The 22,575-nt window shown below is 67.2% G+C and carries 22 protein-coding genes; 14 read left to right on the top strand and 8 right to left on the bottom strand.

From position 1 onward, the window contains the following. Positions 1 to 5 precede the first annotated feature (5 nt). From ACT3S2_RS02520 to ACT3S2_RS02510, 3 genes are read right to left on the bottom strand one after another with little or no spacing between them, the layout of a single operon-like run. Positions 6 to 992 (bottom strand): carbohydrate ABC transporter permease, encoded by a 987-nt coding sequence (locus ACT3S2_RS02520; protein ID WP_444553777.1) that lies wholly within the window; start codon positions 990 to 992, stop codon positions 6 to 8. Continuing rightward, entirely contained in the window at positions 989 to 1,900 is a 912-nt protein-coding gene (locus ACT3S2_RS02515) for a carbohydrate ABC transporter permease (RefSeq protein ID WP_444553778.1), read from the bottom strand. The genes ACT3S2_RS02520 and ACT3S2_RS02515 overlap by 4 nt, the downstream gene beginning before the upstream one ends. A gap of 23 nt (positions 1,901 to 1,923) precedes the next feature. Beyond that, complete coding sequence (locus ACT3S2_RS02510; protein ID WP_444553779.1) at positions 1,924 to 3,285, bottom strand: ABC transporter substrate-binding protein; 1,362 nt, start codon at positions 3,283 to 3,285, stop codon at positions 1,924 to 1,926. Between the two features lie 305 nt (positions 3,286 to 3,590). Between ACT3S2_RS02510 and ACT3S2_RS02505 the strand changes: the two genes are divergently transcribed. The 4 genes from ACT3S2_RS02505 (at position 3,591) to ACT3S2_RS02490 (ending at position 7,172) form a co-directional block, all read left to right on the top strand. After that, on the top strand, positions 3,591 to 4,376 hold the full coding sequence (locus tag ACT3S2_RS02505) for a DeoR/GlpR family DNA-binding transcription regulator (protein ID WP_444553780.1): 786 nt from the start codon (positions 3,591 to 3,593) through the stop codon (positions 4,374 to 4,376). A 9-nt stretch (positions 4,377 to 4,385) separates the two neighbouring features. Further along, the gene (locus ACT3S2_RS02500) at positions 4,386 to 5,453 is read left to right on the top strand and encodes a CdaR family transcriptional regulator (protein ID WP_444553781.1); all 1,068 of its coding nucleotides are present in this window, start codon (positions 4,386 to 4,388) and stop codon (positions 5,451 to 5,453) included. 146 nt (positions 5,454 to 5,599) lie between these two features. After that, a complete protein-coding gene (locus tag ACT3S2_RS02495) occupies positions 5,600 to 6,760 on the top strand; it encodes a glycerate kinase (RefSeq protein ID WP_444561156.1) in 1,161 nt (386 codons plus the stop codon). 31 nt (positions 6,761 to 6,791) lie between these two features. Then, positions 6,792 to 7,172, top strand: a complete 381-nt coding sequence (locus ACT3S2_RS02490; protein WP_444553783.1) for an RNA-binding S4 domain-containing protein — start codon at positions 6,792 to 6,794, stop codon at positions 7,170 to 7,172. Here the strand turns inward: ACT3S2_RS02490 and ACT3S2_RS02485 are convergent. Next, entirely contained in the window at positions 7,169 to 7,678 is a 510-nt protein-coding gene (locus ACT3S2_RS02485) for a ferritin (protein WP_444553784.1), read from the bottom strand. The two genes, ACT3S2_RS02490 and ACT3S2_RS02485, sit on opposite strands and share 4 nt — an antisense overlap. 144 nt (positions 7,679 to 7,822) lie before the next feature. Here ACT3S2_RS02485 and ACT3S2_RS02480 point away from each other — a divergent pair, with 144 nt between their 5' ends. Together ACT3S2_RS02480 and ACT3S2_RS02475 are read left to right on the top strand one after the other, a co-directional pair. Continuing rightward, entirely contained in the window at positions 7,823 to 9,520 is a 1,698-nt protein-coding gene (locus ACT3S2_RS02480; protein WP_444553785.1) for an ABC-F family ATP-binding cassette domain-containing protein, read from the top strand. Positions 9,521 to 9,616: 96 nt separating this feature from the next. Next, positions 9,617 to 10,990 carry an NAD-dependent succinate-semialdehyde dehydrogenase gene (locus ACT3S2_RS02475; protein WP_444553786.1) on the top strand — a complete coding sequence of 458 codons (1,374 nt, stop codon included), beginning with the start codon at positions 9,617 to 9,619 and terminating at the stop codon, positions 10,988 to 10,990. A 59-nt stretch (positions 10,991 to 11,049) separates the two neighbouring features. Here the strand turns inward: ACT3S2_RS02475 and ACT3S2_RS02470 are convergent, their stop codons facing one another. Continuing rightward, positions 11,050 to 11,373, bottom strand: coding sequence for an acylphosphatase (locus ACT3S2_RS02470; protein ID WP_444553787.1), 324 nt, complete (start codon positions 11,371 to 11,373; stop codon positions 11,050 to 11,052). Continuing rightward, entirely contained in the window at positions 11,370 to 13,358 is a 1,989-nt protein-coding gene (locus ACT3S2_RS02465) for a prolyl oligopeptidase family serine peptidase (RefSeq protein ID WP_444553788.1), read from the bottom strand. The genes ACT3S2_RS02470 and ACT3S2_RS02465 overlap by 4 nt, the downstream gene beginning before the upstream one ends. 59 nt (positions 13,359 to 13,417) lie before the next feature. Here ACT3S2_RS02465 and ACT3S2_RS02460 point away from each other — a divergent pair, with 59 nt between their 5' ends. Next, complete coding sequence (locus ACT3S2_RS02460; protein WP_444553789.1) at positions 13,418 to 13,966, top strand: DUF1697 domain-containing protein; 549 nt, start codon at positions 13,418 to 13,420, stop codon at positions 13,964 to 13,966. On the opposite strand, the gene ACT3S2_RS02455 is transcribed toward ACT3S2_RS02460, so the two are convergent. Next, positions 13,963 to 15,258, bottom strand: a complete 1,296-nt coding sequence (locus ACT3S2_RS02455; RefSeq protein ID WP_444553790.1) for an MFS transporter — start codon at positions 15,256 to 15,258, stop codon at positions 13,963 to 13,965. The genes ACT3S2_RS02460 and ACT3S2_RS02455 overlap by 4 nt on opposite strands. Next, entirely contained in the window at positions 15,258 to 15,800 is a 543-nt protein-coding gene (locus tag ACT3S2_RS02450; protein ID WP_444553791.1) for a TetR/AcrR family transcriptional regulator, read from the bottom strand. The genes ACT3S2_RS02455 and ACT3S2_RS02450 overlap by 1 nt, the downstream gene beginning before the upstream one ends. A 115-nt stretch (positions 15,801 to 15,915) precedes the next feature. Here ACT3S2_RS02450 and ACT3S2_RS02445 point away from each other — a divergent pair, with 115 nt between their 5' ends. The 7 genes from ACT3S2_RS02445 (at position 15,916) to ACT3S2_RS02415 (ending at position 22,574) form a co-directional block, all read left to right on the top strand. Then, positions 15,916 to 17,565 carry an MFS transporter gene (locus ACT3S2_RS02445; protein WP_444553792.1) on the top strand — a complete coding sequence of 550 codons (1,650 nt, stop codon included), beginning with the start codon at positions 15,916 to 15,918 and terminating at the stop codon, positions 17,563 to 17,565. Positions 17,566 to 17,758: 193 nt separating this feature from the next. Further along, complete coding sequence (locus ACT3S2_RS02440; protein ID WP_086995297.1) at positions 17,759 to 17,962, top strand: cold-shock protein; 204 nt, start codon at positions 17,759 to 17,761, stop codon at positions 17,960 to 17,962. A 149-nt stretch (positions 17,963 to 18,111) separates the two neighbouring features. After that, a complete protein-coding gene (locus ACT3S2_RS02435) occupies positions 18,112 to 18,978 on the top strand; it encodes a methylenetetrahydrofolate reductase (protein ID WP_444553793.1) in 867 nt (288 codons plus the stop codon). 50 nt (positions 18,979 to 19,028) lie between these two features. Continuing rightward, the gene (locus ACT3S2_RS02430; protein ID WP_444553794.1) at positions 19,029 to 20,021 is read left to right on the top strand and encodes an LLM class flavin-dependent oxidoreductase; all 993 of its coding nucleotides are present in this window, start codon (positions 19,029 to 19,031) and stop codon (positions 20,019 to 20,021) included. Between the two features lie 95 nt (positions 20,022 to 20,116). Then, positions 20,117 to 20,395 (top strand): hypothetical protein, encoded by a 279-nt coding sequence (locus ACT3S2_RS02425; protein WP_444553795.1) that lies wholly within the window; start codon positions 20,117 to 20,119, stop codon positions 20,393 to 20,395. A 50-nt stretch (positions 20,396 to 20,445) separates the two neighbouring features. Next, positions 20,446 to 21,372, top strand: coding sequence for a LysR family transcriptional regulator (locus ACT3S2_RS02420; RefSeq protein WP_444553917.1), 927 nt, complete (start codon positions 20,446 to 20,448; stop codon positions 21,370 to 21,372). Positions 21,373 to 21,509: 137 nt separating this feature from the next. Beyond that, positions 21,510 to 22,574 (top strand): enoyl-CoA hydratase/isomerase family protein, encoded by a 1,065-nt coding sequence (locus tag ACT3S2_RS02415; RefSeq protein ID WP_444553796.1) that lies wholly within the window; start codon positions 21,510 to 21,512, stop codon positions 22,572 to 22,574. Position 22,575: the final 1 nt, after the last annotated feature.

The following is a 22,575-nucleotide window of genomic DNA, read 5'->3' as shown; positions in this document are numbered from 1 at the left end:
TCCTCCTACTTGCTGCTGCCGAGGGTCAGCCCGGCGACGAAGTGCTTCTGCAGGATCATGAACAAGATCACTGTCGGCAGGGCGATCATGACCGCACCGGCGGCCACGAGGTTGTTGTCGGTGAAGAACGCTCCCTTGAGGTTGTTCAACGCACTGGTCACCGGCATGGCGTCGCCATCGCGGAGCAGGACCAGTGCCCAGAAGAAGTCGTTGTAGATCCAGGCGAACTCGAGGGTGGCCAGGGCCGCCAGTGCCGGGCGGGTCAGCGGCAGGACGATCTGGTAGAACTGCCGCCAGACCCCTGCCCCGTCGACCTGGGCGGCTTCTCCGAGTTCGTCGGGCAGTGCCTTCATGAAGTTGCTGAGCACGAAGACGCAGAAACCCATTTGGAAGGCCACATTGATCAGCACGACCCCGAACTGGGTGTTGTAGATGTCCAGGGACAGGAACATCCGGTACAGCGGGGTGATGATGACCTGCTGGGGCAACAGGTTCGCGGCGGTGAAGAACATCAGCATGAACAGGTTCAACTTGAAGCTGAAGCGGGCCAGGACGAAGGCGGCCATCGAGGACATGAACAACACGATGATGACCGCCGGGACGGCGATGTAGAGCGAGTTCAGGAAATAGTGCGGCAGGTCGGCCTGCGTCCAGGCGGTGACGTAGTTGTTGAAGTTCAGCGTGTCCGGCAGGGACACGTAGCCCTTCTCCGCCGTCTCCGAATAGGGACGCAGGGAGGTGTAGACGGCCCAGGCCAGCGGGGCCAGCCACAGGACCGCCCAGACGATGAGGCCCACATGGAGGATGACCCGTCCGGGGCGCAACGGGGCCTTGTTCTTCCGCCCTGGTGCGGCGGAGGGGGCCGAGGTGCTGCTCCTGCGCCCGGTTCCATGGCGGCCCCGGGGCGGCGCTTCCTGCGTCACCACGGTGGCGGAGGATGTGCCGGTGCGGTCCGGATGGGATTCGTCGGGGGTCGTGGTGGCGGCACTCATCGGGCCCCCTCCTTCTTGAAGGTCTGAACCAGGTACGTGATGATGAACACCAGCGAGATGACCAGCAGGACGACGGCGATCGCCGAACCGAAGCCGATCCGGCTGGCCTCGCCGATGATGTTGTTGGTGATCAGCACCGAGAGCAGTTCCAGCCCGTTGGTTCCCTTGTTGATGATGTAGACGATGTCGAAGGCGCGCAGCCCTTCGATGACCGTCACCACCAGGACGATCACGTTGATGGGCTTCAGGGTCGGGAAGACGACCTGGAAGAAGGTCTGTCGCTGGTTGGCTCCATCGATCGCCGCCGCCTCCTTGATCGAGACGTCGACCCCCTTCAGTCCGGCCAGGTAGAGGATCATGATGTAGCCGACATGGCGCCAGCTGGCCGCCACGAGCACGGCCCAGAGGTTGATGTCCGAGTTGCCCAGCCAGTTCACGTTGGCACCGGTGAGCTGGTTGATCAGCCCCTGGTCCTGCGAGTAGAGCAGGGTCCAGATGAAGCCGACCAGGGCCAGGGAGAGCACCACCGGAAGGTAGAAGATGCTCTGGTAGACGCGGGTTCCCTTGATGTTCTTGTCCAGCAGCACGGCCAGGAACAATCCCAGTGGGGTGGCCACCAGGGCCAGGACCAGCAACCAGATCACGTTATGCCACATGGCCGGCCAGAAGGGCGGGTAGATGGTGGCCAGTTGCTGGTAGTTCTGGAACCCGACGGGTTCCATGGCCGTCACCCCGTTCCACCGGGTGAAGGAGAGGAACACCGAGCCCAGCGCCGGCCCCCAGATGAAGGCCAGCACCACCAGCGCCGGGGCACCGAGCATCAGGGTCAGTACCACCCGGTCGGTGCTGCTGTAGCGGCGGACCTTGCGGGGTGGGGCCGCAGGCGCGCTCTGTGTCGTCGTAGTCATGGTGTTCCTCTCCTGCAGCGGCATCAGGCGGTGAAGATGGCCTTCTTCTGCGCCTCGATGTCCTTCAGGATGTTGTTGATGTCCTTCGGGTCCTTGATGAAGGCCTGCAGCGAGGGGATCATCACCGTGGAGGCGAAGTCAGGGCGGGTGTCGCGGTCCAGGAACTGTGCGGTGTGCTTGGCTTCCCCGACCAGTTCCACCGCCTTCTTCTGCAGGGCCGTGTAGTTGGAGGTGTCCACGTTCGTCGCCGGGCCCACGATCGACTTATCGGCTTCGGTGTTGATCTGCTCCGCTTCGGCACTGCCCAGGAACTCGAGGAGGTCCTTGGCGGTTCCACCGTTTTCGGTCTTCGCGCTCATCATGAACCCGTCGGTGGGGGCGTCGATGGAGTCCGTGCCGTGTTCGTCGTTGATCTTGGGGAACTTGAAGAAATCCAGGTCCTCCAAGGCCTCGCCGCCCTCCGCTCCCTGGAACTGCTGTGAGATCGACATGCCGAAGACCGCCATGCCGGTCTTTTTCTGCAGCAGCCCCTGGGCCATTTCCTGCCAGTCACGGCCCAGGCCACCCTTCTGGTGGTAGGGCATCTGCTTGGCCCACGTGTCGAAGACGTCCTTGACCTCATCCGATTCCCACGATTCTTCGCCGGCCAGGAGGCTGGTGTGGAAGTCGTAGCCGTTGATGCGCATGTTCAGGATGTCGAAGGTGCCCATGGCCGGCCACCCGTCCTTGTCGCCGAGGCCGATGGGGGTCAGCCCGTCCTTCTGCATCTCCTTGCTCAGGCTGATGTACTCGTCCAGCGTGGTGGGGATGTCGTAGCCCTTGTCCGCGAACACCGACTTGCGGTAGAACACGGCCCAGGGGTAGTAGGAGACCGGAACGAAATACTGCTTGCCGTCGGTTGCGGTCGCGGAGGCCTTGAAGGCCTCGCTGAAATCGTCACCGATGTTGTCCCAGACGGAGCTGACGTCCCCGGCCAGACCCTGGTCGGCGAAGAAGCGCATGCGGTAGCCGGCGAACCAGCTGAACACGTCATCGGGTTCGCCTTGCAGGTAGGAGTTGATCTGCTCCTGATAGGTGTTGTGGTCCACCGTGTTGATGCTGACCTTGGAACCGGAGTCCTTCTTGAAGGTGTCGATCATCTTCTTATAGGCGGCCTTCGGCACGGCATCGGACTGGTTGGAGCCGAAGGAGATGGCCCCGGTGCCCTCCTTGACGTCCGAGCCTCCTCCGCCTCCTCCGCAGGCGGTCAACGCGGCCATGGCCGACAGGCCCACGGCCCCGCCGAGCACCGAGCGGCGGCCCACCGGGACGCTGAGACCAGCTCCGAGCGAAGACGGGCTGGGTGCGAACGAATATCCGCTCTTCCGGGGGTTGGACTGTGCCACGGTGACTCCTTGGGTTGTGCCGCAGACCCGTTTCAGGTGCCAGGCGACGGAGAATTCTTGAAAAACACTCAAAGTCGATCATAAAGCAACGTAATCAGACTTATCGCTACTATGGCACGCGTCACTTTGGAGCGCAAGGGGTCGATGTCAACCAATTGTCGAGGGCGCTTTTGGCGGGATTTATCGGTATTTTTTGAAAAAAGAACCACTCGCACATTTCCGAACCTCGACTATGCTGATCTGACCGGGCCATCCCGCCCTCCGTCCGTCCGCTCCCCGCAATCCCCGAAAAAGGTGTCCCGAACATGGCAGAAATGCTCCCGCAGCAACGTCGTCGGCACATCCTGGACGAGTTGAACAAATACGGACAGGTGCGCGTCACCGAGCTCTCCCACGAACTGGGCATCTCGGAGATGACCGTCCGGCGGGATCTGAACGCGCTGGCAGCGGCCGGGGAACTGGTCAAGGTCCACGGCGGGGCCACCCGTGAACAATCGGCCACCAGCATCGAGCCCGGCTTCACCCGCAAACTCGGGCTCGCGGCCCCCGAGAAGGAGGCCCTGGCGCTGCGGGCGGCCGAACTGATCGAACCTGGCATGTCCGTGGCACTGAATTCCGGGACCACCACCTATGCCCTGGCCGGTCACTGCACGGGTATTGCCGACCTGACGGTGGTGACGAACTCCCCCCGCATCGCCGAGGTCTTCTACAGTGCCGACAACCCTTCCCAGTCGGTCATCCTCATCGGTGGCATCCGGACCCCCTCCGACGCCCTGGTGGGCCCGTTGGCCACGGCCGCCCTGGCCCAGCTGCATGTGGACATCTGCTTCATGGGGATCCATGGCATGACCGCCGAAGACGGTTTCACCACCCCGAACATGCTCGAAGCCCAAGCCAACCAGGCGTTCATGTCCGCGGCGGCGGAACTCGTCGTCGTCGCGGACCACAGCAAATGGGGCATCACCGGGTTGTGCCAGATCGCCGAACTCGGCACGGCGGATGTCCTGATCACCGGGGACAACCTCTCCCCCGAGGCGGTCGACATCCTCGGGCAATCCATCGAAACGCTCCTGCTGGCACCCACCGCCTAAACTGGCGGCATGCCCCAGCCCCTCAGCCCGGAACTGGCCCAGCGCGTCATCGACCAGGTCGCCCCGACGCTGGAGTTCAACATCAACATCATGGATCCCGCCGGACGGATCATTGCGTCCACCGACCCCGCACGGATCGGCTCGACCCACGCCGTCGCGCGGGCCGTGGCCGCCGGCGAACCGGGGATCGTGCACGACGGCGCGTCGCCCGCCGAACGCCCGGGGGCGAACCTGCCGCTGCGGTTGGACGGGAAGATCGTGGGCGTACTGGGCCTCACCGGACCTCCGGAGCGGGTCTCGCCCGTGGCCCAGGTGCTGGTTCTGACCACGGCCCTGCTGCTCGAACGCGAACGTGAACTCGATGACTCCGCCCGCCGCGAAGCAGCCGACCGCGAACTGCTGTCCGGGATGGTGGCCGGCGATATCGACGGTGCGGCCATCACCGGGGCGCTGGCCTCCGGGCTTCCCGGGCTGGCGGCCCCGTGGAGCCTCTCCGCCGTCCTGGACCGCCAGGAGAGCGGCACGGTGGAACCCGACCCCGGGGCAGTCCCTCCTCCCGGCGCCCAGCGGCGGGCCCGTTTCGGCGGGGCACAGTGGATCCTGACCGGGGCCCGGTCCACCCGCCCGGAAGACCGGGCCACGGCAGTCCCCCCGGCGGGGACCCTGATGATCGACGGCGGCCCCTGCGCCGACGGCGCCGAGCTGGCCGGGGTGGCCCAGGCCCTGGGGGCGTTGGTCGCCGCCGCCGATCTGCTGCCGGAACCACCGGCGTCGGGGATCCTCAGGCTCGATGAATTGGCTCCCGAACTCAGCGTCTCCTGCCTGCCGGCGGCGACCCGCGCCTCGATGGCCCGCCGGGTGGACTCCCTGGGCGCGGGGCACCGAGGCACGGTGGTGGCCTTCCTGCGCTGTGGTGCCTCGGTCGCGGCCGCGTCCCGTGAGCTGTACCTGCACCGGAACACGACCGTGCAACGCCTGGAGCGCATCACCGAGCTGACGGGGCTCGACCCGCGGAGCCCGGCCCAGGCGGCTTCGCTGCAGCTGGCGATCATCGCCGCCCGCCGCCGGACCCGGTAGCCACGCAGGCGGCCGCACCTCCCGGGGGCCTTCCCCGACACATCCGGAAAAACAGTGCATATTGCACATGTTCTGGTGGACCAATGCACCAAAGACCGGACAACTCATCCATATTTCTTCGTTCGGCAGTGTCCTAGAGTGGAGCCATGAGCCCCCAATCACCTCCCGTCATCGTCGTCGCCCCCGATTCGTTCAAGGGCAGTGCCTCCGCCGCCCAGGCTGCCGCCGCCCTCGCCCGCGGGGCCCGCGCCGTCGCCGGACCGGCCGCCACCATCCTCGAACTGCCCATGGCCGACGGCGGCGAAGGCACCCTGGATGCGCTGCTGGCGACCTGGGGGACGGAACCGTTGACCATGGAAACCACCGACGCCCTCCGCCGCCCCGCCACGGCACGGTACGGGCTCTCCGCGGATGGGACCACGGGCATCATCGAGGCGGCCGAAGCCAACGGGTTGCCCCAGGTCGCCGATCTCGACCTGCGCCCGCTGGAGGCCGATACCTACGGGGTCGGGCTGATCGCCGCCCGCCTGCTGGACGCAGGGGTCTCGGAGATCCTGCTGTGCATCGGCGGCTCCGCAACCACCGACGGGGGTACCGGGATGCTCAGCTCCCTGGGGGCCCGGTTCCTGGATCCCGGGGGCGAACCCGTCGCCCCGGGGGGCGGCTCGCTCTCGGCCATCTCCCGGGTGGACGTATCGGGGCTGCACCCCCGGGCCGCCTCCATATCCTGGCGGATCGCCGTGGACGTGGACAACCCGTTGTGCGGGCCACGGGGTGCCGCCGCGGTCTTCGGCCCGCAGAAGGGGGCCGGCCCCGAGGACGTCGCGGTGTTGGATGCCGGTCTGGCCCATCTGGCCACGGTGCTCGACGCCGAGGAGGTGTCCCGGCACCCCGGGTTCGGGGCCGCCGGCGGACTGCCCCTGGCCCTGGTGTCCCTGCTGGGGGCCGAAACGGTTCCGGGGGCCGAACTCGTCTCCACCGCCGTCGGACTACGCACTGCCCTGGCCGGCGCCGACGTCGTGCTCACCGGGGAGGGACGGCTGGATAGCCAGTCCCTGGGCGGCAAGGTCGTCGACGCCGTCCGCCGCACCGCGGACCAGCACAGCCGGATCGTGGTCATCGCCGGTGCCGTGCAGCTCGATGCCGCCTCCTGCCGGGAGGCCGGGCTGACCGCGGCGTTCTCCATTGCCTCGGGAGCGGCGACGCTGGCCGAGCTGCAGGCCGATGCCGAGCGCCTCATCGAGGACGCCGCGGCCCAGGCCTGCGCGGCCCTCGGCCTCGGAGCGCCGGGGGCTTCGACCCGGTAGCTCCCGCCGCGGGCGGCTAGGCTCGGGGATCATGAAGATTCTGGACAAGGCAGTGCGCATCGATGCGTGGCTCTGGGGGATCCGCGCCTTCAAAACCCGCTCCGCGGCGACGGCGGCCTGCCGGGCGGGTCACGTCAAACTCAACGACCGCCCGGCCAAGGCCGCGGCGGTCGTGGTTCCCGGAGACATGATCCGGGTCCGGGAATCCGGGTTCGAGAAGATCCTCGAGGTGCGCGCCCTGATCTCCAAACGCGTCGGGGCTCCGGCGGCGGCCAGCTGCTACACCGACCACACCCCGGAACGTCCGAAGGCGCCGTCGTTGATGATTCCGGTCCGCGACCGCGGAACGGGGCGCCCCACCAAGAAGGACCGGCGCGAACTCGAACGGCTGCGCCGCGAACTGGAAGGCTAGACCGCCTCGTCCGCGCCCGGACGCTCCGCGAGCTCCGCGTCCAGACGCAGCAACCCGTTCCCGTCCTCACCGATCAGGCGGACCCGGCCGATGATCTCCCCGACGGTCGCCTCCTCTTCGAGCTGTTCCTCGACGAACCAGTTCAGCAGCGGCAGGGCGTCGATGTCCCCCTCCTGCTGCGCCAGACGGTAGAGGCTGCGGATGGCTTCCGACACCTTGACCTCATGGGCCAGCGAGGCCTCGAAGGCCTCCAGGACGGTACCGGCCTTCACACCGGGTGCCTTGATGCCACCGATGGAAGGGCTCGCGTCGCGGTCGGTCATATGGGCGATGAACTTCTCCGCGTGGACGACTTCTTCCTGGGCCTGGGCCCGGAACCATCCGGCGATGCCCGGCAGGTCATGGACGTCCATTTCGATGGCCAGCTGGCGGTAGACCACGGAGGCCTCGAGTTCGAGGGTGACTTGGTCGTTGAATGCTTCCTTCAGTGCTCCAGTAAGTTTCATGTGGATTAATCTACGGTGATTCCACCGGGCTGTCATCGCAGTCTGGCCTAACTGACCCGGGCATGGATCCATTAGCGAACACGGGCGTTGTCCCCCACGGGACGGGGTTGGGAAGCCATGCCTGCCCGGCCCTAGACTGGCCGGATGGGTCATATTGATGTTGCCGGAATCGACTATTTCCTCTCCGACGGCACGCAGCTGCTGAACGAGGTCTCCTTCAAGGTCGGCAACGGCAGCAAAACCGCCCTCATCGGACCCAACGGCGCCGGGAAGACGACGCTTTTCAAGATCATTGCCGGTGACCTCACCGCCGACGGCGGGACCGTCGGCCTGTCCGGCTCGATGGGCATCATGCGCCAGTTCGTCGGGCAGGTCCGTGACGAGTCCACGGTGCGCGACCTGCTGGTCTCCGCCGCACCCCCGGCCCTGGCGAAGGCCGCGGCCGAGATGGCAGCCGCCGAGGAGGCCATGCTCGAAGACCATACAGACCCCGCAGCCGAGGAGAAGACGCAGATGCGTTACGCCCAGGCGATCGTGGACTGGGGTGACGTGGGCGGATACGACATCGAGACCGTCTGGGACGTGGTCTGCATGGAGGCCCTCGGTCTGCCCTTCGAGGCCGCCGCCCACCGTCCGGCGACCACGCTCTCCGGTGGCGAGCAGAAACGGCTGGTACTGGAGGCGCTTTTCGCCGGCAACGACGAGGTCCTGCTGCTCGACGAACCGGATAACTACCTTGACGTCCCGGGCAAGCGTTGGTTGGAAGGCAAGCTGCGCAGCTCCGACAAGGCAGTGCTGTTCATCAGCCACGACCGCGAACTACTCAATCAGGCCGCCGAACGCATCATCACCCTTGAACCCGGTGTCAACGGTGCCTCCGCCTGGATCCATGGCGGGTCCTTCGGGAACTACGGCGAAGCACGTGCGGACCGCAACGCCCGCTTCGAGGAACTGCGCAAACGCTGGGACGAGGAGCACACCAAGCTCAAGGAGCTGGTGAACATGTACAAGAACAAGGCGGCCTTCCGTTCCGATATGGCCACCCGGTACAGCGCGGCACAGACCCGGTTGGCGAAGTTCCTGGAGATCGGCCCTCCCGAGGCGCTGCCGATGGAACAGAACGTCAAGATGCGGCTGAAAGGCGGCCGCACCGCCAAACGGGCCGTGGTGGCCACGAGACTGGAGCTCACCGGGCTGATGAAGCCCTTCTCCACCGAGGTCTGGTTCGGGGACCGGGTGGGGGTGCTCGGTTCCAATGGTTCCGGCAAATCGCACTTCCTGCGGCTGCTCGCCGCCGGCGGCACCGACCCCGAACGCGAACATCTCCCCGTCTCGGATATCGCCCTGACCGAGGTTCCCCACGAGGGCAAGGTCAAGCTCGGCGCCCGCATCCGTCCGGGCTACTTCGCCCAGACGCATATCCGGCCGGATCTGGGTCATCGTTCCCTGCTGGACATCCTGCACCGCGGCGACGAGCACCGCTCCGGCATGGGGCGCGAGGCGGCTTCGGGGGCCCTTGATGGTTACGGATTGGCTGCACAGGCCGAACAGGCCTTTGATTCACTCTCCGGAGGGCAGCAGGCCCGTTTCCAGATCCTGTTGCTGCAACTTTCGGGAGCGACCCTGCTCCTCCTCGACGAACCCACCGACAACCTGGACCTGCACTCCGGCGAAGCCCTGGAACGGGCGGTCAATGCTTTTGAAGGAACCGTTCTGGCGGTCACCCACGACCGCTGGTTCGCCAAGTCCTTCGACAGGTTCCTGGTCTTCGGGTCCGACGGGAGGGTCTACGAGTCCGAGGAACCCGTCTGGGATGAGGCCCGGGTCCAACGGACCCGCTGAGCGGGAATACCCGTCCCGTCCGGGACGCTGTGCCCGGCAGGTGACCGTTGAAGGACAACGGCCACGATTGATCGTCCCCCACCGAAGGAGACCACGTTGAGCATGTACGCCGTCACCAACCCAGCCACCGGAGAAGTCGAGAAGGAATACGAGACCTTCACCGACGCGGCCCTGCAGGAAGCCCTCGCCGGCGCCCATGCCTCCTTCGCCACCTGGCGGAACACCTCGGTGGACGACAGGGCCGCCCTGCTCGGACGCGTCGCCGACCTGTACGAGGAACGCCGGGACGAACTGGCAGCGATCATCACCCGTGAGATGGGCAAGCCCGTCATGCAGGCCAAGGGCGAAATCGGCATCGTCGCCTCCATCTACCGGTACTACGCCGCCAACGGCCCCGGCTTCCTCGCCGACGAGGAACTCGACGTCGCCGCCGGCGGATCCGCCGTGGTGCGCAAGGAGGGTCTGGGCGTGTTGCTGGGCATCATGCCCTGGAACTTCCCGTACTACCAGGTTGCCCGGTTCGCCGCCCCGAACCTGATGAACGGCAACACCATCCTGCTCAAGCACGCCCCGCAGTGCCCCGAATCGGCTGTGGCCATGGAGCAGATCTTCCGCGATGCCGGAGCCCCCGAGGGGGCCTATGTGAACATCTTCGCCACCAACGAACAGATCGCCGAGCTCATCGCCGATCCGCGGATCCAGGGCGTATCGCTCACCGGTTCCGAGCGCGCCGGTTCCGCGGTGGCCGAAGTCGCCGGCCGGAACCTGAAGAAGGTCGTTCTGGAACTGGGCGGTTCCGACCCGTTCATCCTGCTCGATACCGAAAACCTGGAGAAGACGGTCAAACGCGCCGTCAACGCCCGCATGGGCAATGGCGGCCAGGCCTGCAACGCGGCCAAACGCTTCATCGTCATGGCGGACCTCTACGACGACTTCGTCGAGAAGTTCACCGCGGCCGCCGGCGCCATCACGCCGTCGGATCCCACCGAGGACCAGACGGCAGTGGGCCCGCTGTCCTCGCAGTCGGCCGCGGACAATCTGCAGAAGCAGGTCGATTCGGCCATTGCCGAGGGGGCCAAGGTACTGGTCGGTGGTTCCAAGGTGGCCGAGGATTCAGCCTTCTTCCAGCCCACCGTGCTGACCGGGGTCACCGATGAGATGGAGGTGTTCCATCAGGAACTGTTCGGCCCGGTCGCCATGATCTTCAAGGTCTCCAGCGAGGAGGATGCCGTGGCCCTGGCCAACGACACCCCCTTCGGACTCGGTTCGTCCATCTTCACCGAGGATCCCCAGCGGGCCCAGCGGGTGGCGCATCAGATCGACGCCGGAATGGTCTTCATCAACGAGCCCGGCGGGACCGCCGCCGAGTTGCCCTTCGGCGGGGTCAAGCGCTCCGGCGTCGGCCGGGAACTGGGCAAATACGGGATGGAGGAGTTCGTGAACCGCAAACTCATCCGCACCCGCAAGTAGACACCCCGTCAGGCCGTTTCCTTCCCACGGGAAGGAAACGGCCTGTATGCCGTGGTGGCTCAGCCGACCTCGAAGCCTCCGCGGCCGGCACGCACCTCGATCTGCCGGACGTCGAGGCGTTCAACCCGGCCCGGGGCATCGGGCGAACGCAGCCAGTCGGCCAGGGCGGCCACCGCCGCCGCGGGACCCTGCGCAGTAACGCACACGCTGCCGTCGGGGAGGTTCTGCGCGCTTCCTTCCACCCCGAGGGCTTCGGCGCGCTGCCGGGTCCGGTACCGGAATCCAACCCCCTGCACCATGCCGTAGGCCATCGCCTCGACGGCCGTGACCGCGTCGCCGGCGTCCGGGCCGCTGCTGCCGCGGGTCCCCGGCCCGCCGTTCATGCCGCCCCTGTCGATCCGCCGGTCAGTTCGATGGGTGCCACCCCGGCGTCGAAACCGAAGACGTGGGCGTAGAACGCCAAGGAGAGTTCCTGGGCGCGTACGATGTTCGCTGCCTGCCGGAACCCGTGCTGTTCCCCGGCAAAAAGCACGTAGGCATGTTCGATCCCCTTGGCCGCCAGCGCGTCGGCGAACTTCTGCGACTGGTTCGGCGGGACGACCTTGTCCTCGTCGCCCTGGAGCAACAGGACCGGGCAGTCCAGGTCGTCGACGTGGTTGATGGGGGCCCGTTCGACATACAGTGCGCGGGCCTGTGGCCACGGGCCCACCAACGACTCCATGTAGTGGGCTTCGAAATCGTGGGTATCGGCGACGAGCGCCTCGAGATCGGCCACCCCATACCGCGAGATCCCGGCGCTGAAGGCCGTGGTGTTGGTCAGGCAGGCCAGGGTGGTCCACCCGCCGGCCGAACCGCCTTCGATGGCCAGCCGGTCGGGATCGGCCAGCCCGGCATCCACGAGGCCGCGCATCACCGCGACGGTGTCCTGGACGTCGGCGACGCCCCACTGTCCGGCCAACCGTTCCCGGTAGGCCCGACCGAATCCGCTGGATCCCGCATAGTTCACGTCCACCACGCCCAGCCCACGGCTGGTGTAGTAGGCGATCTCCAACGACAGGCCGATGCGCGCCTGTCCGGTCGGGCCGCCATGCACCATGGCGATGAAGGGGGGTTTCTCGTCCGTACCGCCCAGGTATCCGGCAAGCGCCGGTTCGTAGACGTTCGCGTGCACCACCGTCCCGGTTTCATCGGTGAACTCCATCGCCCGTCCGGTCGGCAGCACCCCGGGGTCGGGGAGTTCCGCCAGCGACCGGCGGATGGTCCTCATCTGGCAGGAAGCCAGATCGAGCACCCGGATGCCGTTGCCTTCGGTCGAGTTCTGCGACACGGTGAGGACCTGTGGGCCGGTGCCCTCGTCGTGGATCTCGATGGGCAGGGCATGGGTCAGCACGGCCTCGAGGTCCTCCAGGGTCCCTGTCCGTGGATCGAGCACGCCCAGCCGCATCCCGTGGGTGCCATGGGCGGCCAGGATCCTCCCGTCCTCGAGCACCGAATACCAGGTGCTGCCGATCTGCCACAGGGGTTCGGCGAATTCCTCCTCGCGTGGGCACAGCGCCCGGGCCGTCCCGGCGTCGACGTCTTGCCTGTAGAGGTTCCACCAGCCCGAGCGGTCCGAGATGAAGGCCAGGGCCCCGGCGTCGAGCCATTCGGGTTGCAGTACGGATTCAGCCACCGAACCGGCCAGCTCAGTCACCGAGGACACGATCCCTGCGTCGTCGAGTTCCCCGACATGCAGGACGGTCCCGTCCCAGGGCATCTGCGGGTGTTCCCAGCTGATCCAGGCGATCCGCCGGGCATCGGGGCTGAGCCGGGGATAGGCGACGAACCGGGACGGCGGCGTCACCCGGCGCAGCCGCGACGCATCCTGGGCGGCACTGCCGTCCAGCGGGATGGCGACGATGTAGCGTTCCGGGGCGGGCCCGCTGAGATCCTCGCAGACGGCGAGCATCTCGCCGGCATCCGCGGAGGGGACGAACTCGGCGAAGCGCAGTTGCGGGTCCGTCTGACCGCCGGGCCGGGAATCGGGGGTCAGGGCACTGATGCCCGCGGGTCCTCGCAAATGGACCCTCTGATCAGCGAAGTTCGTGAAGACGAAGCGGCCGGTTTGGGCGGAGTCGGCCAGCGGGGCCCAGGCCGCGCCCCCGTATTCGTGGACCCGGCTGCGGACATTGTAGGGCGCTGGAAGCAACTCCACCTGCGGGTCCCCGTCGGCCATGATGGTGTTGCGTCCGCCTTCTTCCGGGCGACCTTCAACCCACCAGACCACGTCGGCCACGAACCGGGGGAAGCCCACCGGCCTACGGGTGGCGATCAGTGATGCCGCGGTGAGTGGGGAGGGCCAGGAGCCGTATGATGCACGAATACTCATGACATACGAGCCTACCGGTGGGCCTTCCGCCGTCGAACCGGCCGAGGCAGGATGGACTCATGACACGCTTTGCCGTCTTCCTCCGTGGCATCAACGTCGGCGGGGTCCGCATCACCATGAAGGACCTGGCTGCCGCGCTGGCTGCTGCCGGATATCGACGGGTCATCACCGTGCTGGCTTCGGGGAACGTGGTGCTCGATGCCGACGAAGACGACGCCGGCTCCCTGGGGACGGCGCTGGAGGCCCTGTTGGGCGAGCGCTTCGGCTATCCGGCGCGGGTCGTCGCCACGACGACGGCCCGGGTGGCGGCGTTGGTCGAGGCCTACCCCTTCCCCCCGATCGACGACGGGGTTCCCCGGCACGACTACGTGGTCCTGGCCGCCTCCGAGACAGCCGTGGCCTCGGTCATGGCTGCGGCCCCACGGCCCGCCGACGGGGAGAGCTTCGCCACCGGGGACTCGGTACTGTATTGGCAGGTTCCCCGCGGCGAATCGCTGAGCTCACCGCTTGCCAAGGTCCTGGCCCGCCCGCAGCACAAGGCGTCCTTGACCACGCGGAACCTGAACACCCTGCACAAGGTCCTGTCCCGGGCGGCTGCCGGGGACTAGACGCGTTCGGGTGTCCGGGCGGCTTCGGCGTCGTCCTCGATCTGCCGGGGCCCGTTGATCATGAAGGCACCGGCCACCATGACCACCAGGCAGATTCCCAGCATTCCGAAGGAGGCGCCCCAGCCGCCGGTGGCCTCGTGGACGACCCCGAAAAGCAGCGGGGCGATCGCGGCGCCGACGTAGCCCAGGCCCTGGCTGAATCCTGCCAGCACCCCGGATCCATAGGTCGTGCGCGAACGCAGGTTGATCATCAGCAGCGCCATGGCGAACGTTCCCTGCCCGAGCCCGGCCGAGGTGATCCACCACCAGGTCCCCTGGGTCGGGAGGAAGTACATGCCCAGATGCCCGATGACCCATAGCAGGACGAAGAAGCCGACGGCGTAGATGGGTTGGCGCATCCGCGGGACCACCAGCGGCACCAGCAGGCTCACCGGTAGTCCAAGGACCGCGAAGTAGGCCAGCGCGCTGCCGGCCACGGCCGGGGAGATCCCCTCGCCGATGAGATAGGGCGGAAGCCAGGTGAAGTAGACGTAGGTCTGTCCGGAGTTCCCGGCCAGGAAGATGGCCAGGCCCCAGGCGACCCGGGAGCGCCAGGGGTTGATCCTGCGGTCCGCTTCCACCGCGACGACGCCGGCGAGTCGGCTTTTGGTTTCGGCCGGGGTCTCTGCCGCCGCCATCCGGGCATGTTCTGCCGCCTCCGCGCCCCGCCGGCGCCGGTCGGCCGCGAACTGGATGAACCAGGGCACCAGGACGACGGCGCTGGCCAGGGTCCAGAAGCCGATGGAGAACCGCCAGTTGGACACCTGCTCGAGCGGGACCGCGAACATGGGGCTCATGGCGGTGCCGATCGCGATCAGGGTCACGTAGCCGGAGGTGACGGTGGAGATCTTATCCGCGAAGTATTTCTTCACCAGTGGCGGCAGAACCACGTTGCCCATGCCGTAGCCGATCATCGTCAGCGCGGAGAGCAGCAGGAAGGAGGTCACGTCCCCCACGAAGGCCCGGCCCGCCTGTCCGACGATGGCCAGTGCCACCGAAAGCAACAGGGTCCGTTCCAGTCCCAGCATGGCTATCATCCGCGGGGTGAACAGCCCCGAGATTCCGAAGATGATCGGGGCCAGCATGGCCAAGAGCCCGGTACTGAAGGCGGTGAAGCCCAGCTCCGGGCCGATGAGGTCCAAAAGCGGCGGAACCGAAACGACGGCGGCACGCACGCTCAGGGCCATGAGCATGATCCCCACCAGAGCGGCGATGCGCCCCTTCCATGGGCGGGACTTGAGCTTCAAGGCCATCAGTGGCCCTCCTTGAGCCGGTCGACCTGCTCGAGCAGGGCGCCGATATCACTGCCGACCAGGGAACGGGACCAGGTGCCGGGCATCGTCGAATGGTAATAGAGGCCTTCACCGATCAGCATGATGGCTTCGGCGGCATGCGGGTCGGCGACGTCTTCGCGCACCAGTCGCTCCCAGTCGCCGTGCACCTGGTCCAGGGCGGCGACCGCCGGGGCATGGGCCCCCGCCGCCAGACGGACGACGGCCTGGTAGAAGGAATCGAATTCGGTTTCCTCGACCGTGGAGGTGCGCACATAGTACCGGGCGGCCCCCTCGGGGGCGGCTTCCATGCGTTCGCTATCCTGCTGCGCGGCGTCCAGCAGACGTTCGATGACGGCTTCGGCGAGGGCGTCCTTGGAAGGAAAGTGGTACAGCAGCCCGCCCTTGGAGACACCGGCCAGTGCCGCGGTCGCGTCCATCGTCGCCGCCCGTTCGCCATCGCTGCGCAGCAGGGCCGCATAGGCGTCGAGGATTTTCTCCCGTGCTGTTGGTGGTCTGGACATGCCTTCGACTCTAGCGTTTTCGACCGCCTCCGCCGTCATCGACATCATATGGACTCCATACCGTCCGGACGGTACAGTTACTCGGGAGATTCCTCCCCACCCCAAGGACACCGGCATGAGCGCGTTGGACGACCGGCAGACCCGAAGCCTGCACCCCGGACGAGCGCGCCGTTGGGCCGCCCTGGCCGTACTGATGTTCCCGGTGTTGCTGGTCGCCGTCGACAACACCGTGCTCAGCTTCGCCGTCCCCTCGCTGTCCCGGGCCCTGGAGCCCTCGTCGACCCAACTGCTATGGATCATCGACATCTATCCCCTGGTGCTGGCCGGCCTGCTGGTTCCCATGGGGAGTCTCGGTGACCGGATCGGCCGACGGAAGCTGCTGCTGATCGGCGGGGCGGGCTTCGGCCTGGTCTCGGCGGCGGCCGCCTTCGTCCCCGACGCCACGCTGCTCATCGCCGCGCGGGCCCTCATGGCAGTCTTCGGCTCCATGCTCATGCCGGCGACCTTGTCGCTCATCCGGAACATCTTCACCGACGACTCCGAACGCCGCACCGCCATCGCCGCCTGGGCTTCGGCCTTTTCCGGAGGCGCGGCACTGGGGCCGGTCCTGGGCGGCTGGCTGCTGGAGCACTTCTGGTGGGGCTCGATCTTCCTGATGGCCATCCCGATGCTCCTGCCCTTGATCGTCCTGGGCCCGTTCCTCATCCCCGAATCCCGCGACCCCCACCCGGGGCGCATGGACCCACCGAGCATCCTGCTGGCCGTGGGGACCCTGCTGCCGATCGTGTACGGCATCAAATCGGTGACGGGCGCCGGATCCCTGGCCGTGGGGATCGTGGCGATCTCCCTGGGGCTGGCCTGCGGCACCACCTTCGTGCGCCGTCAGTTGCGCAGCAGCTCCCCCATGCTCGACGTCCGGTTGTTCTGCAACCCCGTCTTCTCCGCTGCCCTGGTGGTGAATCTCTTCAGCGTCTTCGCGCTGGTGGGATTCATCTACTTCCTTTCACAGCATCTGCAACTCATCGCCGGCCTGTCGCCGATGGAGGCGGGGCTCTTCATGATCCCCGGCCTGGTGTTGACGGTCGTCTTCGGATTCGTCGCCGTGCCGTTGGTCAAGCGGATCGGGCCCGCCGGGGTGGTCATGACCGGTCTGGCCTTCAACGCCATGGCCTATGCCCTGGTCGTGGTGCTGGGACGTTCCGGATCGTTGGGGGGCCTGCTGCTGGCCTTCTGCGTCCTGGGCATCGGGGTCGGCCTGGCCGAGACGATCTCCAACGACCTGGCCCTCTCGGCGGTTCCGCCGGCCCGTGCGGGATCAGCTGCGGCCATCTCGGAGACCGCCTACGAAGTCGGGTCGGTGCTGGGCACCGCGGTCCTGGGGAGCATCCTCAACGCCGCCTACAGCCGGGGCGTAGCCATCCCGTCCTCGCTGGACGCGGACGCGGCAGACCGCGCCCGGCAGACATTGGCCGGGGCCAACGACGTCGCCGATTCGATGCCCCCCGGCTCCGCGGCCAGCGGACTGGCCGAATCCGCGGCACGGGCCTTCGATGGAGGCGTCACGATCACCGCGGCCATCGCCGTGGGCCTCATGGTCGCCGCATTGCTGGTCGTCCGCTTCGCCCTGAGGGACAGGATCCCGGAGGCAGGGAACCCCCTCGAGCCCCCGCAGGAAACCGGCCCGGGAACCTCGGAGGAGCCCGGCGTGGAGGCCCTCTCCGACCCACCCACCGAAGAAATCCCAAAGAATTTGACCATCCAATAGGTTCTTGGCGTGATCTCGCGTATCGTAGAAGGCGTAGTCGTAGTTTTCTCGCAGTAATTTCAGTGTCAAGGCCCCGTTCGCGGGGAGTGTCTCTTTTTGACTCGCGGTAAATACTCGTAGCTGCATGTCACCGTCAAGTCCGATGGTGACAACCCCTACGTCCCCTGCGGACAGTCTCGAAAGGACACATATCATGGCAATTGGTACCGTCAAGTGGTTCAACGCTGAAAAGGGCTTCGGCTTCATCGCCCCCGACGACAACTCGGACGACGTGTTCGCGCACTACTCCGCGATCCAGTCGAACGGCTTCCGCTCCCTCGAAGAGGGCCAGCGCGTTGAGTTCGAGGTGACCCAGGGCCAGAAGGGCCTGCAGGCCACGGACATCCGCACTGTCTAAGTCTTTCATGAGGCCCTAACGGGCCGATGTGAACACCTGGAAATGGTGGCATCCCCGCGGGGATGCCACCATTTCTTTTGGTCCGGACGCACTCTGGACGAACACCCCGGGTCATGGATACGTTGGGGATCCCAGACGAAGGACCGCCCATGACCTCCCCCGCGGAGTCTCCCCCTCCCCCCGGCCTCGAACTGGTGCGCGGATTCTCCTTGGAAATGACCGGCAAGGACCGGCGTTCCCTGGCCGAAGCCGCAGGATCCCTCCCGCCCCGGACCCGCGTCAACGTCACGTTCCTGGGCAACGAGGAGACCGGGCTGCGCGTCGCTGCCGCGGCCGATGTCCGCGCCGCCGGGCTCGAACCGGTCCCCCATATTTCCGCCCGTCGACTGGTCTCCGGGGCTGAACTCGACGAATTCCTCGACCTGCTGGTCGGGCAGGCCCAGGTCACCGACGTCTTCGTCGTCGGTGGGGATCCGGTGGAGCCACTGGGCCCGTTCCCCGATGCCTTGTCGCTGATCACCTCCGGGCGCCTGCAGGCCCACGGCGTGGGAGCGGTCGCCATCGCCGGCTACCCCGAGGGGCATCCGGACATCGATGACGCGACCTTATGGGCCGCCCTCCAGAACAAGGCGACCGCGCTGCAGGAGGCCTCGTTGTCGGGGTCCATCATCACCCAGTTCGGCTTCGACTCGCGCGCGGTGCTCTCCTGGCTGGCCGAGCTGCGCCGTCGCGGCATCGACCTGCCCGTCAGGATCGGCGTGCCCGGCCCGGCCGGCATCAGGCGCCTACTGAGCTACGCCCGCCGCTTCGGCATCTCGTCCTCGGCGGGAATCGCCCAACAATACGGTTTCTCGCTGGCCAACCTGCTGGGCACCGCGGGGCCGGACCGGTTCGTCCACCATCTGGCCGCCGGCCTGGACCCGCCGACCCACGGTGAGGTGCGACTGCACTTCTATACCTTCGGCGGACTGGCTGCCACGGCCCGGTGGGTGGAGGATTTCATCGCCGGGGCCTGAGGGCGGCGCCCCCGGGGAATGTTCGGGGCCGCGAACGGGTTGTCGCCGGTGTGAGTATTCCCCTTTCCCTTCTTGACCTTGCTTCCGTTTCCGCAGGAAGCTCCATCGCCGACACCTTCCGGGGGTCCGTCGAACTGGCGCAGACCGCCGAAGCCGCAGGCTACACGCGCATCTGGTATGCCGAGCACCACAACATGGCCAACATCGCCTCCAGCGCCACCTCGGTCCTGATCGGCCATATCGCCCAGCAGACCTCCACGATCCGGCTCGGTTCCGGCGGGGTGATGCTGCCCAACCACTCCCCACTGGTCATCGCCGAACAGTTCGGGACCCTGGAGACCTTGTTCCCCGGGCGCATCGACCTCGGGCTGGGGCGTGCCCCGGGAACCGACCAGGCCACGTTCCGTGCGCTGCGCCGTGATCCGGCGGCAGCGGACGCCTTCCCCCACGATGTCCTCGAACTGCAGGGCTACCTCACCGGGAACTCCCGGATCCCCACGGTGTCCGCCGTCCCCGGGGCCGGGACCAACGTGCCGCTGTACATCCTGGGTTCGAGCCTGTTCGGAGCCCAGCTGGCCGCCCAGCTCGGACTGCCCTACTCCTTTGCCTCGCATTTCGCCCCCGATGCCCTGCATGCGGCCGTCGCGGCCTACCGGGACAACTTCCAGCCCTCCGAGCAGCTGGCGGAACCGCATGTCATCGCCGGGGTGGGGGTCGTGGCCGCCGAAACCAACCAGCAGGCCCAGGCCCAGATGGAGCAGTCTCGGCGCGACCGGGTCGCCATGTTCCTCGGTCGCGGCCGGGAGGTCCCCTTCACCGAACCCGAGATCGACCTGTTGATGGAGTCCGCCGCGGGCGAGCAGATCCTGAAGATGATGGCGTACACCGCCGTCGGCACCCCGGACGCCGTGAAGGACTACCTCGAGGGTTTCGCCCACAGCGCCCGCGCCGACGAACTGATCACCGTCCACAACGCCTCCACGGCGGCCGACCGGCTCACCTCGATCAAGCTCACCGCCCAGGCCATGGGGCTGACCGGCTGAGGCCCGTTCCCATTGCGGGCCCCACGTCCTACGCTGGAGGAGTCAGACGTGCCCCGGGCATCAGGCCCGGCACGCGGACCAGGAGGGCGACGGCCATGAGCGGAATCTACGACGAGACGGTGTTCGACGAACAGCCCGACGACGATCTCGATGAGCCCGAAGACGGGCGCTACGGCACCCCCGAGGACGGCTCCTCGGACAACCCGGAGACCATGGACCGCATCGACCCGTTGCGCCGACACAGCTATCTGGTCGTGGATGATCTGGAGGACGGCGGAGAGTCCGTGGAGGGCGACTCCGAGGACGAGACGCTGGCCTCGCAATGGGAACTCGACGATGAGCAGGAAGCCGAGCGGGAGGACGACGAAGACTAGCATGGCATAACATTGCTTGCTGTCCCCCGCCTCGACACCCAGGAGTGCTGTTGGTCAACCCGGTGCATCTGCACACCCTGCTGGAAGTCATCGCGCACGGCTCCTTTGCCGCGGCCGCGGTCCCCCTCGGCTATACGGCATCCGCCGTCTCCCAACAGATGACGGCGCTGGAACGCGATACCGGCGTCGCGCTCTTCCGGCGTTCTGCCCGGGCCATCGAGCCGACCGAAGCGGCCACGACGATGGCCCGGCACGCCCGCAAGGTCCTGACCGACATCGACGCCCTCCTGGCGGCGAGCACGACGGCGGCCGGCCGGCCCGGGGAGCACCCCGTCGAGGAGCTGCGGCTGGGGATCTTCCCTTCGCTGGCCACCTTCGCCCTGCCCCGGCTGCTGGGCTCCTCCGGCTGGAACGACCTGGGGATCAACCTGCGCATCAGCGTCGGGGAGCCGCACCAGACGATCGCCAGCCTGCAAAGCGGCAACGAACTGGATCTGGCCCTGGTCTTCCAGGTCGGCCAGACAGGGCTGGGATGGCCCGGCACCATGGACCGGCAATGGTTGGGCGACGACGATTTCCGCGTGGTCGTCCCGGCGTCCTGGAAGATCGCCGAGGGGGCCCAGGTCTCCGCCGCCCAATTGGCCGATATGCCGTGGATCATGCACCACGCCGGCACCTCGGATGCCACCGTGATCTCCCGCCTCTTCGCCTCCTGCGACCTGCACCCGCGGGTGGTGGCCTACTGCGACGATTTCAACGCCTCGCTGCATCTGGCCGGCGCCGGTCTCGGGGCCGCCCTGGTCCCGGCGCTGGCGATGCAGCAACGTCCCCCCGGGCTGGTGGTCCTGGATGTTCCAGAGATCCGGTTGGCCCGCAGCATCTTCGCCCTGCAACTGGGCAATTCCAGAAGCCCCAAGGTCGATGTCTTCATGGACAAGCTGGCCGCCGAGCTACGCAAGATCAGCATCGTCCCCTGAGCCGGCCCGGGCCTTCCTCGGTCGGCAGCCACGGGACACAGCCGGGCACGATGGCCCGCCTTCGGGATTCCACCCGCCGGGAGCGGTAGCTTCAATGAATGGGAACAACGCAGGATGCACCAAGGGGACCGGCTTCGATGACACTGACCAACGGAACGAATGCCGCGGACGATGACGACGTCCTGGTCGAGGTCATGGACGGCATCGGCCTGCTGACGTTGAACCGTCCTCGACAGATCAATGCCCTCACCCGGGGGATGGTCAAGATCCTGACCGACCAGCTCGAGCTATGGCGTGAGGACCCCGAGGTCGGCATCGTCGTACTGCGTGGGGCCGGGACCCGTGGATTCTGTGCCGGAGGGGACATCGTGGCCTTCCATACGGCCATCACCACCGGCAAGCAGCATGAGTTCCTGTCGTTCCTGGCCGAGGAGTTCCGCCTCGATGGACTCATCGCCGCCTACCCGAAACCGGTCCTCGCCTACATGGACGGGGTGTGCATGGGTGGCGGGGTCGGGTTGGCCGGACACGCCGGGATCCGCATCGTCACCCCGCGCTCCTCCATCGCCATGCCCGAAGCACGGATCGGCTACTCCCCCGACGTGGGCGGAACCCACCTGCTGGGGCTGGCGCCCGGACGGCTCGGTGAGCATCTGGCCCTGACCGCCTCGACCATGGGGGCCGGGGACGCGATCCATGCCGGCTTCGCCGACTTCTGCATCTCCGAGGACTCCTTCGAGGAGGTCCTGTCGGCGCTGCCCGATCTGGTGGGGCTGCCGGCCGGGGAGGTCTCCATCGCCCTGGAGATCCTCCACGGCACCCCGGCACCGCCCGCGCCACTGGTGGCCGAGGCCGGATGGATCGACCAGGCCTACGCCGCCGACGACGTCTCGGCCATCCTGGAACGCCTCGATTCCAGCCCCTATCCGGGGGCCGCCACGGCCGCCACCGCCCTGCGGGGCAATTCCCCGCTCTCCACACAGACGGCCCTGCGGGCGGTCCGTGCCGCCCGCGACGAGGCCCACCTGCCCTCGGCCCTGGCCCGGGAGTTGCGGGTGGCCGACTACCTGATGAAGCATCCCGACCTACCGGAAGGGATCCGCGCCCAGATCATCGACAAGGACCGCATGCCGCAGTGGTCCCCCACGGATCCGGCAGAGGTGGACCAGCAGGAAATTGCCGCGGCCATCGCCGTCGACTGAC

Origin of the sequence: Arthrobacter sp. AOP36-A1-22 (assembly GCF_052377615.1) — a bacterium.
Classification (GTDB): Bacteria; Actinomycetota; Actinomycetes; order Actinomycetales; family Micrococcaceae; genus Arthrobacter_H.
This window is presented reverse-complemented; position numbering and strand designations above follow the sequence as displayed.

What these genes read in the sequence shown, in the direction of transcription:
- ACT3S2_RS02440 (WP_086995297.1), top strand. Translation starts at nt 17,759, where the DNA reads ATGGCAATTGGTACCGTCAAGTGGTTCAACGCTGAAAAGGGCTTCGGC.
- ACT3S2_RS02435 (WP_444553793.1), top strand. Translation starts at nt 18,112, where the DNA reads ATGACCTCCCCCGCGGAGTCTCCCCCTCCCCCCGGCCTCGAACTGGTG.
- ACT3S2_RS02515 (WP_444553778.1), bottom strand. Translation starts at nt 1,900, where the DNA reads ATGACTACGACGACACAGAGCGCGCCTGCGGCCCCACCCCGCAAGGTC.
- ACT3S2_RS02480 (WP_444553785.1), top strand. Translation starts at nt 7,823, where the DNA reads ATGGGTCATATTGATGTTGCCGGAATCGACTATTTCCTCTCCGACGGC.
- ACT3S2_RS02520 (WP_444553777.1), bottom strand. Translation starts at nt 992, where the DNA reads ATGAGTGCCGCCACCACGACCCCCGACGAATCCCATCCGGACCGCACC.
- ACT3S2_RS02415 (WP_444553796.1), top strand. Translation starts at nt 21,510, where the DNA reads ATGACACTGACCAACGGAACGAATGCCGCGGACGATGACGACGTCCTG.
- ACT3S2_RS02450 (WP_444553791.1), bottom strand. Translation starts at nt 15,800, where the DNA reads ATGTCCAGACCACCAACAGCACGGGAGAAAATCCTCGACGCCTATGCG.
- ACT3S2_RS02500 (WP_444553781.1), top strand. Translation starts at nt 4,386, where the DNA reads ATGCCCCAGCCCCTCAGCCCGGAACTGGCCCAGCGCGTCATCGACCAG.
- ACT3S2_RS02495 (WP_444561156.1), top strand. Translation starts at nt 5,600, where the DNA reads ATGAGCCCCCAATCACCTCCCGTCATCGTCGTCGCCCCCGATTCGTTC.
- ACT3S2_RS02490 (WP_444553783.1), top strand. Translation starts at nt 6,792, where the DNA reads ATGAAGATTCTGGACAAGGCAGTGCGCATCGATGCGTGGCTCTGGGGG.
- ACT3S2_RS02425 (WP_444553795.1), top strand. Translation starts at nt 20,117, where the DNA reads ATGAGCGGAATCTACGACGAGACGGTGTTCGACGAACAGCCCGACGAC.
- ACT3S2_RS02455 (WP_444553790.1), bottom strand. Translation starts at nt 15,258, where the DNA reads ATGGCCTTGAAGCTCAAGTCCCGCCCATGGAAGGGGCGCATCGCCGCT.
- ACT3S2_RS02505 (WP_444553780.1), top strand. Translation starts at nt 3,591, where the DNA reads ATGGCAGAAATGCTCCCGCAGCAACGTCGTCGGCACATCCTGGACGAG.
- ACT3S2_RS02465 (WP_444553788.1), bottom strand. Translation starts at nt 13,358, where the DNA reads ATGAGTATTCGTGCATCATACGGCTCCTGGCCCTCCCCACTCACCGCG.
- ACT3S2_RS02460 (WP_444553789.1), top strand. Translation starts at nt 13,418, where the DNA reads ATGACACGCTTTGCCGTCTTCCTCCGTGGCATCAACGTCGGCGGGGTC.
- ACT3S2_RS02485 (WP_444553784.1), bottom strand. Translation starts at nt 7,678, where the DNA reads ATGAAACTTACTGGAGCACTGAAGGAAGCATTCAACGACCAAGTCACC.
- ACT3S2_RS02445 (WP_444553792.1), top strand. Translation starts at nt 15,916, where the DNA reads ATGAGCGCGTTGGACGACCGGCAGACCCGAAGCCTGCACCCCGGACGA.
- ACT3S2_RS02470 (WP_444553787.1), bottom strand. Translation starts at nt 11,373, where the DNA reads ATGAACGGCGGGCCGGGGACCCGCGGCAGCAGCGGCCCGGACGCCGGC.